This is a genomic window from Pseudoalteromonas sp. L1, from assembly GCF_021728095.1.
Classification (GTDB): Bacteria; Pseudomonadota; Gammaproteobacteria; order Enterobacterales; family Alteromonadaceae; genus Pseudoalteromonas.
Genome location: NZ_JAKKCT010000003.1, coordinates 333,527 through 348,962, shown reverse-complemented (window position 1 = coordinate 348,962; position 15,436 = coordinate 333,527). Strand labels below are relative to the sequence as shown.

16 protein-coding genes and 1 pseudogene are annotated in these 15,436 nt (G+C 41.1%); 4 read left to right on the top strand and 13 right to left on the bottom strand.

Features of this window, described 5'->3' with window-relative positions; genetic code table 11:
- Nucleotides 1-4: 4 nt before the first annotated feature.
- The 4 genes from L3V38_RS11685 to yghU form a co-directional block, all read right to left on the bottom strand.
- Nucleotides 5-604 (bottom strand): NAD(P)H-dependent oxidoreductase, encoded by a 600-nt coding sequence (locus L3V38_RS11685; RefSeq protein ID WP_130151200.1) that lies wholly within the window; start codon nt 602-604, stop codon nt 5-7.
- Between the two features lie 178 nt (nt 605-782).
- Complete coding sequence (locus L3V38_RS11680) at nt 783-1,169, bottom strand: membrane lipoprotein lipid attachment site-containing protein (protein ID WP_130151201.1); 387 nt, start codon at nt 1,167-1,169, stop codon at nt 783-785.
- Nucleotides 1,170-1,226: 57 nt separating this feature from the next.
- The gene (locus tag L3V38_RS11675) at nt 1,227-2,525 is read right to left on the bottom strand and encodes an MFS transporter (RefSeq protein WP_237119497.1); all 1,299 of its coding nucleotides are present in this window, start codon (nt 2,523-2,525) and stop codon (nt 1,227-1,229) included.
- A gap of 57 nt (nt 2,526-2,582) precedes the next feature.
- The gene (yghU, locus tag L3V38_RS11670; RefSeq protein ID WP_130151203.1) at nt 2,583-3,422 is read right to left on the bottom strand and encodes a glutathione-dependent disulfide-bond oxidoreductase; all 840 of its coding nucleotides are present in this window, start codon (nt 3,420-3,422) and stop codon (nt 2,583-2,585) included.
- Between the two features lie 113 nt (nt 3,423-3,535).
- Between yghU and L3V38_RS11665 the strand changes: the two genes are divergently transcribed.
- The gene (locus tag L3V38_RS11665; protein WP_237119496.1) at nt 3,536-3,910 is read left to right on the top strand and encodes an STAS/SEC14 domain-containing protein; all 375 of its coding nucleotides are present in this window, start codon (nt 3,536-3,538) and stop codon (nt 3,908-3,910) included.
- 8 nt (nt 3,911-3,918) lie between these two features.
- Entirely contained in the window at nt 3,919-4,935 is a 1,017-nt protein-coding gene (locus tag L3V38_RS11660; RefSeq protein ID WP_237119495.1) for an endonuclease/exonuclease/phosphatase family protein, read from the top strand.
- Here the strand turns inward: L3V38_RS11660 and L3V38_RS11655 are convergent.
- The 3 genes and pseudogenes from L3V38_RS11655 to L3V38_RS11645 all read right to left on the bottom strand — a co-directional run bounded on the left by L3V38_RS11655 (nt 4,932) and on the right by L3V38_RS11645 (nt 6,864).
- Nucleotides 4,932-5,242: pseudogene (locus L3V38_RS11655) on the bottom strand (2OG-Fe(II) oxygenase). The gene L3V38_RS11660 and the pseudogene L3V38_RS11655 sit on opposite strands and share 4 nt — an antisense overlap.
- A gap of 242 nt (nt 5,243-5,484) precedes the next feature.
- Nucleotides 5,485-6,072, bottom strand: coding sequence for a rhomboid family intramembrane serine protease (locus L3V38_RS11650; RefSeq protein ID WP_237119494.1), 588 nt, complete (start codon nt 6,070-6,072; stop codon nt 5,485-5,487).
- Between the two features lie 105 nt (nt 6,073-6,177).
- A complete protein-coding gene (locus tag L3V38_RS11645; RefSeq protein ID WP_193988546.1) occupies nt 6,178-6,864 on the bottom strand; it encodes a type 1 glutamine amidotransferase domain-containing protein in 687 nt (228 codons plus the stop codon).
- 134 nt (nt 6,865-6,998) lie between these two features.
- Here L3V38_RS11645 and L3V38_RS11640 point away from each other — a divergent pair, with 134 nt between their 5' ends.
- Nucleotides 6,999-7,910, top strand: a complete 912-nt coding sequence (locus tag L3V38_RS11640) for a LysR family transcriptional regulator (protein WP_237119493.1) — start codon at nt 6,999-7,001, stop codon at nt 7,908-7,910.
- On the opposite strand, the gene L3V38_RS11635 is transcribed toward L3V38_RS11640, so the two are convergent.
- The 5 genes from L3V38_RS11635 to L3V38_RS11615 all read right to left on the bottom strand — a co-directional run bounded on the left by L3V38_RS11635 (nt 7,907) and on the right by L3V38_RS11615 (nt 13,665).
- On the bottom strand, nt 7,907-8,644 hold the full coding sequence (locus L3V38_RS11635) for a dienelactone hydrolase family protein (protein WP_237119492.1): 738 nt from the start codon (nt 8,642-8,644) through the stop codon (nt 7,907-7,909). The two genes, L3V38_RS11640 and L3V38_RS11635, sit on opposite strands and share 4 nt — an antisense overlap.
- 71 nt (nt 8,645-8,715) lie before the next feature.
- Nucleotides 8,716-10,041, bottom strand: coding sequence for a glycerophosphodiester phosphodiesterase family protein (locus L3V38_RS11630; protein WP_237119491.1), 1,326 nt, complete (start codon nt 10,039-10,041; stop codon nt 8,716-8,718).
- A 79-nt stretch (nt 10,042-10,120) separates the two neighbouring features.
- On the bottom strand, nt 10,121-10,966 hold the full coding sequence (locus tag L3V38_RS11625) for a carboxylate/amino acid/amine transporter (RefSeq protein ID WP_130151211.1): 846 nt from the start codon (nt 10,964-10,966) through the stop codon (nt 10,121-10,123).
- Between the two features lie 87 nt (nt 10,967-11,053).
- Complete coding sequence (locus tag L3V38_RS11620) at nt 11,054-13,192, bottom strand: M3 family metallopeptidase (protein WP_237119490.1); 2,139 nt, start codon at nt 13,190-13,192, stop codon at nt 11,054-11,056.
- Between the two features lie 263 nt (nt 13,193-13,455).
- Complete coding sequence (locus tag L3V38_RS11615; protein ID WP_130151213.1) at nt 13,456-13,665, bottom strand: hypothetical protein; 210 nt, start codon at nt 13,663-13,665, stop codon at nt 13,456-13,458.
- 183 nt (nt 13,666-13,848) lie between these two features.
- Between L3V38_RS11615 and L3V38_RS11610 the strand changes: the two genes are divergently transcribed.
- The gene (locus L3V38_RS11610; RefSeq protein ID WP_237119489.1) at nt 13,849-14,721 is read left to right on the top strand and encodes a mechanosensitive ion channel domain-containing protein; all 873 of its coding nucleotides are present in this window, start codon (nt 13,849-13,851) and stop codon (nt 14,719-14,721) included.
- 22 nt (nt 14,722-14,743) lie between these two features.
- Here the strand turns inward: L3V38_RS11610 and L3V38_RS11605 are convergent, their stop codons facing one another.
- Nucleotides 14,744-15,292 (bottom strand): HdeD family acid-resistance protein, encoded by a 549-nt coding sequence (locus tag L3V38_RS11605; protein ID WP_130151215.1) that lies wholly within the window; start codon nt 15,290-15,292, stop codon nt 14,744-14,746.
- Nucleotides 15,293-15,436 lie beyond the last annotated feature (144 nt).

Sequence of the window (15,436 nt, the reverse complement as noted above, 5' to 3'; positions counted from 1 at the left end):
CTTATTAAAGTGAAGCGGCCAAAGCCTTTATTTCATTTTGAGCTGTTTCTAAGCTTTGTTCAGCCCCAGGCATTGCTAACCCTTCCGCGTAGATAAAATCAACATCAGTCATACCAACAAAACCAAGCACATCTTTTAAGTATTTAGTTTGAGTGTCGATATCACTACCTTGGTACACACCACCACGGGCAGCCAGTACCACGACTTTTTTGTTTTCAACTAAACCAACTGCGCCTTGTTCTGTGTATTTAAACGTAATACCAGCACGTGCTATACGGTCAATCCATGCTTTAAACGTTGATGGAATACCAAAGTTATACATTGGCATACCGATAACGATCAGATCGTTGTCGTTAAGTTCGCCAATTAACTCGTCAGAGATGGCTGCAAGTGCTTTTTGCTCATCGCTACGCTCGTTTGCATCAGTCATCCACGCAGCCATTTCTGTTTGCGTTAGGTGATCAATTGCGTTGCTGCTTAAGTCGCGCTGGGTGATCGTTACTTGGTCTTTTTCAGTCAGTTGACTTACAAATGTGTTTGTTAATTTAGTTGAGTTACCGTTTTCACCATTGAGTGAAGAATTTAAAACAAGTACTTTTTTCATTGTGACACCTGCGAATTAGGAAGTTGTTCTAAGTATAAAAAAGTACAAAACAAAATAATAATGCTATTAATCGAGCAATTTGTTCGTTTTAAGCGAATGTTTGTCTGTGGGGAAAGGAAGCATCATTGTTATTTAGGACGGTACATACGATAAAGAAAGGGCGACCTAAGCCGCCTTTTTATTGATATGCTAATTCAGCATCAATATTACGCATCAAGTTTGTTACCCAGTTGATGTACTGACGGTGAATCTTCTTACCATCGTAATCTAGGTTGATAGAGTCTTTGTAATCAATAGAATATTCTTTTTCATTAAAGCTAATTTCAACTCGTAATTGATGTTTACGAATATCTAACGTGCCTAAAACCTTACCTTCTTGATTTGCACGACATGTCCATCCAAGCTTCATACATGCCTTGAGTATATCGTTCTCGATACTTTTAAGGTCATGGCTCTTATTGGCTACTGTAGGTATAGGGTTAGAGTCAAAGTTACGAATAGGTACACTCGTGCTACATGCGGACAAAGTCAGCAGTGTAAAAAGTGCAAATACTATCTTTTTCATGGTAAGTCCTTTTTGGAATTAAATCAGCGTGATTATGCGCTTTTTTAATAATTTGGTCTAGGTATCTTTTAAAAACCAAGCACTTACTGCACCAGCAAATCCAAGCACACTATAAAATAAGATTAGCTCAGCGGTGCTTAAATAGCTATTTAGCAAGCCTACACTACCCAATAGCAGCAGTATTAGCCCTATCACAGTATTACTGACTGACACATAATCAGTACGTTTATTCCCTTCAGCCATATCAACTAAGTAGGTTTTTCGGCCGAGGCGAACGCCTTGATGAGCAACTGTGAGTAAAAAATAACACAGTGGTAGTAACCAAAATTCATTGAGTGTTGTGGGGCTAAAATACGCAACTAAATACACGGCTAAGCCATTAAGTGTGACAAGTACGGCTGCGAAAACTAGCACTCGGCGACTCGATAAGTCGCTTAATCTACCCCAAATTGGTGCTGAAACCAGACTGGCAAGGCCAGAAAGAGCCATAAACGTGGCTAGTAGTGAAAAATCAAAGGCTTGTTCACTGGCAAGTACAATATAAAAGGGAGCACTTAAAGCTGAGCAAAGTAACAATGCACGGGTAATAACAAAGTGGGCAAATTGTTTATCTTGATAGAGAAGTTTTAACTTTTTTAGAGCATGCAACAAGCCGTTTTCAGCGCCTTCGGTTGCACCTTTATATTCCTTTATTTGGCTGTAACTCAGTGCTGCAAAAAGCCACATGAGCGCAGCCAATATGAGAGCAACATAAACCCCATTGTCATAACCTAAATATTGTAAATACCATAACCCAAGGCCAAAGGTGAGCGTTGCAAAGCCTGCAAAACTGGCCGCAAGACCACTAATGCTCCCTCGTTGCTGTTTTGGAATAACCTTACCCAACACATCTTTTGCTGCAATTGAATTAAAACCGCGGGCAAGGCTAAAGATAATCAAAATACCTATAATCGCAAAGCCTGCACTCGTGCCTTGTAGAGTGAGGGCGCAAATAAGCATAGCGATAATACACACTGCCTGAATGATAGCCCCAACCACCCACACCCATTTTCTAACCGCCAGCTGGCGAATTAAGTGAGCAATAGCAAGCTGCGGTAGCATAGAACCCGACTCACGTATTGGCACAAGCCACGCTATAAAGCTACTAGGCACATTAATACTTTGTAATAACCAAGGAAGCGTCACTTTAGGATTTAAAAGGGCATCAGCAAACTTGCTAAATAACTGACTCACTAAAAGGGTGATAAAGTTACCTGGCACGACCTTGCAGGCCGCTTCATCTATGGCTTTACATGCGCGCGCATCCTCGGTGTTACTAAGGCGTTGGTAGATCTCTTCTTTACTGAGCTTTTTCATGTTTCAAAGTTAATGAGAGGGTTGGTTGTCGCAATGGGCTGCATGGCAGCCCGATAGTTAAAAGTCGTTTTTGCTGTGTCGCTCGGCAAGTTGCTCTGCTTCATCACCCCATGTACGGTTAACACGGCGACCACGTTGCACTGCAGGGCGGCGTTCAACTTGTTTTGCCCAGCGTACAACATGGGTATAAGACTCAACATCTAAAAACTCTGCTGCGTCATATAAATAGCCAAGTACAAGGCTTCCGTACCAAGGCCAAATCGCAATGTCAGCAATTGAATACTCACTGCCTGCCATGTAGTCATGATCGCTTAAATGGCGGTTGAGTACGTCGAGTTGGCGTTTAACTTCCATAGTAAAGCGGTCTATTGGATACTGCATTTTAAACGGTGCATAACTATAAAAGTGGCCAAAACCACCACCTAAATAGGGTGCAGAACCCATTTGCCAAAATAGCCAGTTGCGACACTCGGTTTTACTTGTGTGGTCGCTTGGAATAAGTGCATCAAATTTTTCGGCCAAGTACTGTAAAATCGCACCCGATTCAAAAACACGGGTAACAGGCTTGGTGCTGTGATCCATCAATGCGGGGATCTTTGAGTTAGGGTTTACGCTAACAAAACCCGACGAGAATTGGTCACCATCAGCAATTTTGATCAAAAACGCATCATAGTCAGCGTCATCGATACCAAGCTCAAGTAGCTCTTCAAGCATAATAGTGACTTTTTGACCGTTTGGTGTAGCAAGTGAATAGAGTTGTAATGCATGCTCACCCACAGGTAGATCTTGCTGGTGGGTAGCACCTGAAATTGGGCGATTTGTCTTAGCCCATTCGCCACCATTTTCGGCATCCCACTGCCACACTTTAGGCGGCGTATAACTGTCGTTATTACTCATTGAAACTCCTTTATTTGTGCTTTTGTGAATGTCACTACGAGACTACCATCCTAGTTGATCAACGTGAGCAAGGGAAGTAGAGTAATCAAATTATAAATATTAAGGAGGATGGTATGAAAAAACACGGTTTAATGATTGGCTTAGAGCGCGTTGGCAGTACATTTTATTTAACTTTTAAAGTCGTTGGAAAACTCACTCATGATGACTATACAAAACTCACTCCCTTAATTGAAAATGCGCTAGCGTCAGTCCCTCACGCAAAAATTAGAGCCTATGTTGATATTACAGAGTTAGAGGGATGGGAGCTTCAAGCAGCTTGGGATGACTTAAAGTTGGGGCTTAAGCATAACAAGGAGTTTTGCCGCATTGCTTTATTAGGAAATACGAAATGGCAACAAGTGGCTAGCAAGGTGGGTAATTGGTTTACCAGTGGTGAAGTGAAGTATTTTGAGGATGCGAACATTGCACGTGAATGGTTACATGAATAAGGTGGCCTGTGATAAAGCATAACCAAATAAAGGTGGCGACATTTAACCTTTATAATTATTTAGCGCCACCGAATGCATTTTATGATTTTCAGCGTATTTATAGTGCACAGCAATGGGCAAAAAAACAGCGCTGGTTAGCTGATTATCTTGAAAACCAACAGCCTGATATCATTGGTTTCCAAGAAGTGTTTAGTATTGATGCTCTAAAACAGCAAGTAAACGAACAAGGTTATCCTTACTTTGCTGTCGTTGATGAACCCACTGTTATTGATGAGTTTATTTATCGTGATCCTGTTGTTGCGATTGCTTCACGCTTTAAAATAGTGGCTGTTGCCAAGGTGGAGTATGATACAGATTACGCAGCGCAAATGGGGCTTAAAGGGTTTCGTTTTAGTCGCGATATTATTCGCGCTACGATAGATGTGCCACATATTGGCGTTGTTGATTGCTATGTACTGCACTTTAAATCAAAGCGTAGCATGATTGATAACGAATACGATGACACCAGCACTGAGCAACAAAACTTACTTAAGCAGTTAAAAGAGCAGATAGCAGGGCGCTGGGCATCAAGCATACAGCGTGGCAGTGAAGCTGCACTATTATTGATAGAAGTCATCAATCGCAGAGCGCAAACTAATAACCCTGTTATTGTTATGGGGGATTTTAATAATGAGTTGCATGACGGTGTACTCAATCATTTAATTGCCGAGCATTTACACCTCACAGGAAATCGACAAAACAGTGTGTATCGCTCACATTTTACCTTACAGGATAGTTGGCAGCTTTATCAGCGTCATGTAGTGACCAAAAGTGACAGAGAAGCAACCCATTACTTTGGCAGTAGTAGTTCAGTGTTTGACTATATTTTGCTTTCCAGGGAATTTGATGCAGGGTTTCAAAGCAGTTTTTTTGAAGTCGTTGATTATCACACCTATGATCAGCACTTGATCAACCCACAGTTTGCTTATGATGACCAAAGTACCGACCATGGTGTTGTGATGATCACCATGGTACTTAGGAGTTAATTGTTTTTGATCCAGCCAATACTAAGTAGATATCGGTTACCAGAAATGACTTTAGTGACTTGATGTTCACAGATATCGGGCCGAAATAATTTGATGCGAGCACTTTCGTAAATTGGTTATGCACAAATAAACTCCCACCAGTTCGCGCTTTTTTGAGCACAATGTTAAGCCGAAAGTGTTTACCCGCCGTTACCTTATCAGTGTGCGCAGGCACTTTGCTTCCTTCAGGGAAGCGTAATATATGAACATCAAATTTAATTGGCCATCAGACTGTACATAATACCAATCCGCAATAATACTTAATCATTTTGAGGGATTAAACCTGTCGCTATCTGCGTTAAAAATTTCTGATTTACGACTGCATGGATGCAGAAGGTAGAGCAATGCAGGAGCAATTGCCGAGCACAACTAAATAACGAAATTTTTGCCTTGCTATCAACGAGGTTTTATTGCCTCAAAATAGATCACTTAATTAAGCGAATTGGTATAATAGCATTTTGTCGTAGCCCGAAAGTTGCCGACCTTTTTCAAAGCGAAAGCGCTTTTTAATCATAGGTTATTGTATTTTTTATCACGCTTTGCCATCAGGTAACCCATAAAAGCACCACTTATGGCACCAAATAAATGGCTCTCGAAAGAGATATGAATACGCTGCGGAAATACACCCCAAATTAAGCCGCTGTAAAGTACAACGACGGCAATGCTGATTAAAATTGCTTTGAATGAGCGGTGCATGATGCCATAGCAGATTAGATAACCCCATAAACCATAAATTACGCCACTCAAACCTACATGAATATTACTGCGGCCGAATAACCAAACGAGTAGTCCACCAAGCAGTGCAGTGCCAGTAAACACTAGCCAAAAACGTTTTACGCTGTATTGGCATACCAGCCACGCAAGAATAGCAAAAGGCACTAAATTACTGACCAAATGCGCCCAACCGCCATGTAAAAATGGGGCAAAGAACACGCCTGACACACCAGATATTTGACGAGGTAATATGCCAAAACCGTTAAGGTTTACACCGGGGAGTGAGTTGGCAATTTGCAGCACCACACAAAGTAACATGATGCCCAAAATAGCAAACCGTTTGCTACTGATAGGGGGAAGTTTAGCAGCTGATTTTTCAGTCATGGTTGAAGGCTCTTAAATCAATTCGACCGAATCAGTATAACTTATTAATAGTGAAGGTAAACACCCTGATGCACAAGGTGTTTACTGAGTAATGAATTGTGATTTTTAACCTAATTTGGTCAGTAGTTTTTTTGCTGCAAGTTCTGAACTTGCAGGGTTTTGCCCTGTGATTAATAAACCGTCTTCAATGGCAAGTACGCCCCAGTCATCGGTTTTTTGATAGTGACCGCCTTGTTTGATTAGCTCATCTTCTACGAGCAGCGGTACCACATTGGTAAGCTGTACGGCATCTTCTTCAGAGTTACTAAAGCCAGTAACTTTTTTATCAAATACGACTGATTTACCTGCTGCATTTTTCGCATTGAGTAAGACAGCACTTGCATGACATACCGCGCCAACAGGCTTGTTTGAATTTAAAAATTGTTCAATCAAACTAATAGAATCCTGGTTATCAACTAAGTCCCATAATGGACCATGGCCGCCTGGGTAAAATACTGCGTCAAATTCCTCTGCATTAATCTCGCTCAATGGTTTAGTGTTTGCCATTAAGGTTTTTGCTGCGCTGTCTTCTTCAAAGCGTTTGGTTGCATCTGTGGCAGCGTCAGGTGCCGCGCTATTTGGATCGACTGGAGGTTGGCCGCCTTTTACTGATGCAAGGGTTACATCTGCACCAGCATCAACAAAGGCGTAGTAGGGGGCTGCAAACTCTTCTACCCAAAAACCTGTTTTATGACCGGTATCACCTAATTCATCGTGTGAAGTAAGTACCATTAAAATTTTCTTAGCTGACATAGTGAACCCTTTTTTGTGTATTAAACATCGTTGATAACACTATAGGGATGAAAACTTAGTTAAACAACGCAGATAAACTTGACTTCATTGGTTTAATAATTGATACAATTATTCAGATCATATTAGGAATCCATATGAAAGTATCGTTCGAGCAATTAAAAAGCATGGTGGTGTTTGCCCATATTGTGCAGCAAGGTAGTTTAACCAAAGCGGCTCAACAACTAGGCTTGTCGCGAGCTGTGGTGAGTTATCACTTAAAAAAGCTAGAGCAACAATTGCAGCTCACTTTATTAAACCGTTCAACTCGCACTATGACGCTAACAGAAGCGGGTATGGCTTATTACGAACGCTGTCAGGCCATTACAGAGCATGCTGAGGCAGCTAACCTGCATCTTGAAAGCTTAAAAAGTGAACCCGTTGGGGTAATTAAACTGAGTTGTCCGGTGAATGTAGGCTTGCAACTTGTGGTGCCTGCTCTGGCTCAGTTTAAACGTTTGTATCCTAAAATCGATATAGACTTACAACTGAGTGATGATGTGGTTGATATTATCAAAGAAGGCTATGATTTGGCTATTCGAGGGGTTGCGCTTGAGAGTTCAAACTTGCAAGCGACTAAGCTGGCAAGTATGGCTACATGTTTATGTGGTTCAGTTGATTACTTTACAAAACATCCCATACCAAAGAGCATTGCTGATTTAGTAGTGCATACTTGGGTCGTGTACCAGCCAAGCAGTGCGACTGTAACACTTGAAAAAGACAAACGCCGCTTTGATATAGCTGTTAGTGGTGGCATTAGTACTAACAATGCCGCAGCACGTACAGCTTTTGTTGAAGCGGGACATGGTTTAGCTAAAATCCCTGTTTATGATGCGCTTCCTAAGATTAAGGCCGGTTTGTTGCGAACAGTATTAGAAGATTACAAAACCGCGGATATTGAGCTTTATGGTGTGTTCCCGCCGGGGGCGGCGGGAAGCAAAAAATTGCGTGTTTTACTTGATTACCTAAAGGACTATTTCGCTAATCAAGTGGCAACGCTAGCGATTTAAACAAGCGTTCGATTAAATAAAGCAACGGCTTGTTGATACATGGTGATTGCAAGGGCAGGGTCGTAACGGTCGCCTTCATCGCGCATAAAGGCGTGTTGGGCATTAACTTCTTGCCACTGGTAATTAATTCCTGTTGCCACCGCTTGTTGGTAAATTTTAAGGCGGCCTTCTTTTGGTACATGTGGGTCTTGCTTACCCCAGACAAAGTGAATCTCACCTTTGATATCAGCCATGCGCTCAAATGAGTTATTACCTGCTTGCGCCACTAAGGTATCGCTGTGTATATCTGTTGCATATAAACAAAATGCAGCTTTAATATTAGAGTTTAACGCTGCGCGATATGCAAGGTGACCACCAATACAGACACCCATCGCACCGATGTGGCCTGTGCAGTAATCTTGAGTGCGTGCAAATGCAATTAAGGCTTCAGTATCGGTATCGTGGCTCTCAAGTGGTTTTGCCCACTTGTCGGCATTGCCTTTATCCTTACCCGCATCATCGTAGGCAAGTACAGTACCGATAGGGTTTAACTCATGAAACACTTCGGGCACTAATACCACAAAACCATGACCTGCCAGTATTGCAGCAGAGCGTGCGATTGGCGCAGTTTCTTGAAAAATCTCTGAATAGAAAATAATGCAAGGGAACTTCCCTTCATCTACTGGGCGATAAACACTGGTGCGCATTGGCCCTGTTGGGGTGGCTATATCGTGGCTATGGTGTTGAATGATCATAAAATGCTCGGCTAAATAAAACTCTATGTTAACCGAGCACGATAAAATAAACGACTGTAGCCGTAAAACTTTTAAATACTGGCAGGCATGTTATTACAACTTGCGTAATAACTAACCGTTGCAGGCCAATCAGAGAAGATACCTATAACACCAACATCTTTGGCTAATACATCAAGCACGGTCATCATATCGCCATCGTTATCAATAACATCGGCAACCGATTGATAATAATAGCCGCCACCATTATTTAACGGGCCTGAGCGTTCAAAGCTCCACGCTATGATTTTAAGGCCCGCCGCTTTGGCATCGACTGCGTATTGTGAAGGCACTATGTTACTGTCGTTATCGATGGTTAATAGCATCCAGATTGGTGGTGCAATAATCTTAACACCGTCACTGTAAAGTGCAGCCATACTGGGTTGCCAAGTGTCAGGATTATTAGGGTCAAAGCCTGCATCACTATCACGGCCATCCAAGTAAACACTTTGAGCTGCAAAGTCAGGATTGTTATTTATCCAATATTTTACATCATCTAAGTTAAATGACTGTGGAAAAACATGATTCGCGGGCACATCCATTTGTATGTACTCATCTAGCATTTTTTGTGCGTACTGCTCTTGGCTCATACCATCAAAAGGCATGCTAACAGCTGGCGACTTAAGTTCAGGAGTCATTTTTACGCCTAACTCTTTAAACAAGGCGATACTTTGTTTATGTGTCATTAGGGTGCCTGTATTTGCATATAAATCAGTTCGCCAACTAGGCGTTCCTTTCATATAGTCAGCTACATTAGTTGCGTTGGGGTTTGCACCATCCATTTTGCCTTCAAGGGTTAAAAACTCTGCGAGGCTAATATCGCTAGTACAACATTTAGCAGAAGCAGGCGTACCACTGTTAGGATCTGCTGGAGTAAAAGGTTCACTGCATTTTGCAGCTAATTCTGGAATAGCTAAAATATTTGTGGTGGTATGTAAGTCACACTGAGAATGGCGACATACTAATTCTTTATCGTTTGTAAACGTGACATCACACTCGACAATGCCAGCCCCCATGCGAGCCGCAGCGATATAAGACTCCTTAGTGTGCTCAGGGTATTGCATAGGCGCTCCTCGATGACCGATTGAAAAATCAGTACGGTAAAAGGGGCCTTCTTTACACGATTCTAGTTTTGTTTTTAGTGTACTGTCTGCCATGTCATCAATGAGGTAGTCTGGGCGAGTGCCAAGCTGAATATTGGTGCCTTGCGCCACTTCTACGACAATGGGGGTTGGAACTTCAACAACTTGAACATCAGTATTTGTGACAACAACTTCTTTTTCGACAACTTCTACATCATCATCACAACCAGCAAGAACGCTTATGAATAAGCAACTAGTCAGTAAGGGTATGTATTTCACTATTTTCGTATCCTTTTAAAATAAATGAGTGCATCACCTTAATCATCATTAATGACAATAAAACGACAGTAAGCTTAATTTATTTTTTCACAATAGCTTGGTTCACTATCAAAGCTAACAGTATAACGGCTGCGCCAATACTTAATCTGAGAATGTCGGCATCACGGTTCCAAATAACAATATTGACGATAATCCCCGCAGGGATTAGTAAGTTATTCATCACTGCGAGCGCACCCACGTTGACAATAGTCGCGCCTTTATTCCATGCAAAATAACCAAGTCCAGAGGCAATTGTTCCAAGGTAAATCAGGACACCCCATTGTGTGGTTGTGGTAGGGAGCTTACTGGTATCACCAAATAAACCATAGCAAACTAATGCAACGATGAGTGCACCAATGAAAAACCATGCGAACACACGAGAATGCGCAATGTGTTCGTGTTGCATTAATCGTTTATAGGTCACTTGTCCTGTTGCAAAGCAAATATTGGCAGCCTGCACAAGTAGCATTCCAAACAGGTAGTTTTCATCAATGCCTTCGTAACGAATAGCGACTGCTCCCACGATGGCCAGCATGGCGGCAAGCAAGAATTTAGCATTGAAGCGTTTTTCAAGAATATCGTTTAATAAGGTGATGTAAAGCGGTGTCATAACCGTGAATAACAGCACTTCAGGCACACTGAGGTACAAAAACGAATGGTAATAAAAGCTGTACATTACACCCAGCTGCACCGCACCTATTGCCATCAGTTTAAGTGCTAAAGCTTTAGGGGTTTTACGCCAGTGCAGAAAAGGTAAAAATACGCAGGTGGCTAAGCCAATACGCATTAACACACTGAACCATGCATCGACTTGTCCTGCTAAATAAACACCAATAAGACTAAACGAAAAGGCCCAAAGCAGGGTAACAGCAAATAAGTAGGTCATGTTTTATAGTAATTGATTCTAAAATTGCACTATAACAAAAAGCCCGCAATAATTGCGGGCTTTCATCATTTTGCGAATAATTTTAGATTACTCAACTAAACCACGGCGCTTTAATAGTGCGTCTGTTGTTGGTTTTTGACCACGGAATTCAATGTAGCTTTGCATTAAATCGCGGCTGTTACCTTTTGATAAAACTTCTTTACGGAAGTTATCACCATTTTCACGGGTTAAGCCACCTTCTTCTGTCATGTGTGCAAACGCATCTGCTGCGAATACTTCAGTCCAAAGGTACGCATAATAACCTGCTGAGTAACCACCGGCGAATGTGTGGCTGAAGTAGCAAGACTTATAACGAGGTGGTACCGGGTAGTAGGCAATACCGTGCTTGTTTAACGCATCATGTTCAAACTTTTGCACATCTGTAATATCAGCATCAACACCAAATGAATGCCATTCCATATCAAGCAGTGCCGCGGCTAAATACTCTGTTGTATCAAAACCTTGGTTGAATTTTTGTGATTCAAGTACTTTTGCAAGTAATGCTTTTGGAATTGGCTCACCTGTTTTGTAATGCTTGGCATAGTTTGCCAGTACGGTCGGTTCGATGTTCCAGTCTTCATTTGCTTGTGAAGGGAATTCAACAAAGTCACGAGCAGTTGCTGTACCTGCTAAACTTGGGTATTTAACGTCAGAGAATAAACCATGTACAGCGTGACCAAACTCATGGAACATGGTTGTTACTTCAGAGAAGGTCATGAGTGTAGGTTGGCCGTCAGCTGGTTTAGGAATGTTTTGTGCATTGTAGATTACCGGCATGGTGTCTTTTAGACCGCTTTGGCTGACATAAGAGCTCATCCATGCACCGCCGCGTTTGCCTTCACGTGCGTAAGGGTCCATGTAGAATAGGCCGATAGCGCTGCCATCTTCGTTAAATACTTCAAATACCATTACGTCTTCATGATAAACAGGTAAGTCTGTACGCTCTTTAAAGGTAATGCCGTACAGTTTATTCATCGCAAAGAATAGGCCGTCGTGGATCACTGATTGCATTTCAAAGTAAGGCTTAACTAATGCAGGGTCTAAGTCGTATTTTTCCTGACGTACTTTTTCAGCATAGAATGCCCAATCCCACGGTTGCAGAGCAAAGTTTTTGCCAGACTTTTTAATTACTTGCTGGATTTGTTCTGCTTCAGCTTCTGCTTTGGCAACCGCTTTTGGTGCTAAGTCATCAAGAATGCCGTAAACGTTTTCTGTTGTTTGCGCCATACGTGTTGTCATCACATACGAAGCCCAGTCTTTGTAACCCAGCAATGCTGCTTTTTCTGCGCGTAGCTTAGTCTCTTTAATGATGATTGGGCCATTAGTTGCTTGTGCGCGAGTTGCAGAAGTGGTCCACACTTTTTCACGTAGCTTGCGGTTTTCAAGGCTTTGTAAGATAGGTTGGCGAGTCGTGTTGACAAGCGTGATCATATAACCTTCTTTACCAGCTTTTTGTGCCGCAGCCGCAAGGTTTGCAATTTCACTTTCAGACAAACCAGCCAGCTCGCTTTTATCTGTTACTAAAATCACATCTTCTTTGAATGATTTTAAGATATTTTGTGAAAACTCTGTTGAAAGTTTGGCAAGTTCTGCGTTGATTTCACGCATTTTTGCTTTTTCAGTTTCGTTAAGTTTTGCACCCGCGTTAACAAACTTTTTATAGTAAAAATCGACAAGGCGTTGATCTTCAGCATTTAAAGATGATTTGTCGTCGTAGATACTTTGCACACGAGCGAATAAGGCTTTGTTTAGGTAAATATCATCAGTATGAGCAGACATAATAGGCGCCATTTTAGCGGCGATACGTTGATACTCACTGTTAGAGATCAAACCTGATAAATTAAAAAATGCCGCAGAAGTGCGGTCTAGTAGCTCACCAGATAGTTCCATTGCAACAAGGGTATTTTCAAATGTTGCAGGCTCAGGGTTGTTTGCAATCTTTGCAATTTCAGCTTTTTGCTGTGCAATACCCGCTTCAAATGCTGGCTCGTAGTCTTTGGTTGAAATTTTATCAAACTCAGGAGCCATGTATTGTAAAGGGCTTGGCTTGAAAAGAACGTTGGTAACATTAGCTGTTTGTGTTTCAGCAGCAGTGTCAATTTGAGTTTGTGTGTCAGCTTGCTGTGAACTACAAGCTGAAAGTAAAAGTGCACTAGCAATCGTTGTTGCTATTAGGGTCTTATGCATGAGAACTCCAATATAAAAATGTGCTTGGTATTTTCCAAATATGAGGGATTACACCAATGATGAGAGCTTTTTTAAGTTACCAAATTTTAGACCAGAAACAATTAAATCTATCGGTTTATTAGGATGGTTGAGCGCAAAAAAGGAAGTAACGTGGTAAAAGTGCACAAAAAAGCCGTCTTACTATAAATGAGACGGCTTTAATATTTAGTAAAGTAATAATGAGATAAATTGGTGTGATTTATACATCGATGGTTATGCATGAATCAATTATAACCCAGAACAAACTTTTTCTCAGAGCCAAAATTTCCAGGCATCGTATTTCCGAATTCTTTGTTGATCAGTGCTAACGTGTTTTCTTGTTCTGCAAGTAAGTTTAAAATACGATTTCTGTAATCTAGGCTCGACTCAAATAAGTTTAAATCAACCATTGGCTGAAGTGTTGCTAGCTTCTGTGTAAGTGTCATTTGTGACATTGTGCTCTCCTCATGCTATTCATAGTTCTCACTATTTATATAGCATCTATGTTCAATAATAGTTAATAATTAGCGCTTTTCGTGCATAAAGAACTTAGTATTTACCAAGTTTTCACTTATTATGCCGTGTTAAACTTAGTCACAACTGAACCAAATTCATTTTTTTACTAGGAATGTTAATTTATGACCCTTGCTGATCTGCAATCTGCATTATCGTTTGTATTGTTTACGTATAACGATGTGCAAATTACTGTGCTAAAAATTATTCAAGTGCCTTTGGTGCTTTTTTTAATGTGGTTTGTGGTCACGTGGATTGGTCGATTAATTAAAAAAGCATTACTTGCAAAAAATCTAGGTCCTGATGCTGTTCATTTATTCACCCGTATATATCTTGTCGTTACGATAGCGGTGCTTGTGTTTACCTCACTTGAGGTACTCAATATTCCATTAACAGCGTTTGCTTTTGTCTCTGGTGCAATTGCTATCGGCGTCGGTTTTGGTGCACAAAACATTATTAATAACTTTATTAGTGGTTGGATACTCATGTGGGAGCGACCAATACGTATTGGTGACTTTCTAGAAGTAGGGACGGCAAAAGGGGTTGTTGAAACAATTAACACACGCTCTACACGCATTCGTCGTAATGATGGTGTGCATATGTTAGTACCTAATAGCCAACTGCTTGAAAATACCGTAACTAACTGGACTCTGATTGATCGTAATGCGCGCTCATCCGTTAATGTTGGTGTTGCTTATGGTTCAGATGTGGTATTGGTTGAAAAGTTGATTAAGCAAATTTTAGATGAGCATCCGGCTATCTTAAAAACACCCGCCTCATCAGTCTTATTTGATGACTTTGCAGATAGTTCATTAACGTTTAGTGCTATCTTTTGGGTATGTGCGGAGTCAGAAGCACCTCTTCGACAGGTACGAAGTGAGTTACGTTTCAGTATATATAAAGTGTTTGCTGAGCACGATGTTACCATCTCATTCCCGCAGCGCGATATTCATATCGATGGCGAAATTGCCTTAAAACGTCGAAGTGCACAAAAGTAAAAAAGCGGCTTAGCCGCTTTTTTTACGCTTGTTCATTTAGTTTTTTAAGCTTAAATGCGAGCAGTACCATCATAGTGCCAAACACAATGGCGTAAGTAGCTACTAACCAAAGTAAGGTTAGGATACCTGCTCCAGGGTTAAACATTAAGTAAGCACCAAAAATGATGGATATGACACCACTGGCAATTAAAATCCACTCATTACTGATTTCTTTGCGAAGCTTACTGGCGATAATGATTTCAATTACCCCCATTGCGATAGCCCATGCAGCAATAAAATATAACATTAAAATAGCGGTGACATTGGGCGCAAACAAAGTGACTAATGCCGCAGCAATCGAGATAAGACCGCCAATAAGTAGCATCCACCATAATGGATTGTCTTTTTTAGAAGCAAAAGCTAGCCATGCGCGAATTGCGCCATCTACAAAGAAATAAGCAGCAAAAATAAACATCAACACAGCAAGTGATGCCTCGGGTGCAAGCCAGCCACAAAGCCCGAAGATTATCGCAATCACGCCATGAATAAATAGTGATGACCAATGTGGAATCAACGAATTTGAAATATGCATAAAAAGTTCCTTTGCCTAGGTTAGAGGGGCTAACACGTTTTAATAGATCTAACATTTAAGCTACTTAAAGCAAAGGAATTTAATTAATATTTGTACAGTTAAAAAAGCATGCTCTAATCTAATATTATGAATTTGAGTCCATTT

Excerpts from the sequence above, each read along its gene's own strand:
- L3V38_RS11685 (WP_130151200.1), bottom strand. The coding sequence starts at position 604 with ATGAAAAAAGTACTTGTTTTAAATTCTTCACTCAATGGTGAAAACGGT.
- L3V38_RS11680 (WP_130151201.1), bottom strand. The coding sequence starts at position 1,169 with ATGAAAAAGATAGTATTTGCACTTTTTACACTGCTGACTTTGTCCGCA.
- L3V38_RS11675 (WP_237119497.1), bottom strand. The coding sequence starts at position 2,525 with ATGAAAAAGCTCAGTAAAGAAGAGATCTACCAACGCCTTAGTAACACC.
- yghU (WP_130151203.1), bottom strand. The coding sequence starts at position 3,422 with ATGAGTAATAACGACAGTTATACGCCGCCTAAAGTGTGGCAGTGGGAT.
- L3V38_RS11665 (WP_237119496.1), top strand. The coding sequence starts at position 3,536 with ATGAAAAAACACGGTTTAATGATTGGCTTAGAGCGCGTTGGCAGTACA.
- L3V38_RS11650 (WP_237119494.1), bottom strand. The coding sequence starts at position 6,072 with ATGACTGAAAAATCAGCTGCTAAACTTCCCCCTATCAGTAGCAAACGG.
- L3V38_RS11645 (WP_193988546.1), bottom strand. The coding sequence starts at position 6,864 with ATGTCAGCTAAGAAAATTTTAATGGTACTTACTTCACACGATGAATTA.
- L3V38_RS11640 (WP_237119493.1), top strand. The coding sequence starts at position 6,999 with ATGAAAGTATCGTTCGAGCAATTAAAAAGCATGGTGGTGTTTGCCCAT.
- L3V38_RS11635 (WP_237119492.1), bottom strand. The coding sequence starts at position 8,644 with ATGATCATTCAACACCATAGCCACGATATAGCCACCCCAACAGGGCCA.
- L3V38_RS11625 (WP_130151211.1), bottom strand. The coding sequence starts at position 10,966 with ATGACCTACTTATTTGCTGTTACCCTGCTTTGGGCCTTTTCGTTTAGT.
- L3V38_RS11620 (WP_237119490.1), bottom strand. The coding sequence starts at position 13,192 with ATGCATAAGACCCTAATAGCAACAACGATTGCTAGTGCACTTTTACTT.
- L3V38_RS11615 (WP_130151213.1), bottom strand. The coding sequence starts at position 13,665 with ATGTCACAAATGACACTTACACAGAAGCTAGCAACACTTCAGCCAATG.
- L3V38_RS11610 (WP_237119489.1), top strand. The coding sequence starts at position 13,849 with ATGACCCTTGCTGATCTGCAATCTGCATTATCGTTTGTATTGTTTACG.
- L3V38_RS11605 (WP_130151215.1), bottom strand. The coding sequence starts at position 15,292 with ATGCATATTTCAAATTCGTTGATTCCACATTGGTCATCACTATTTATT.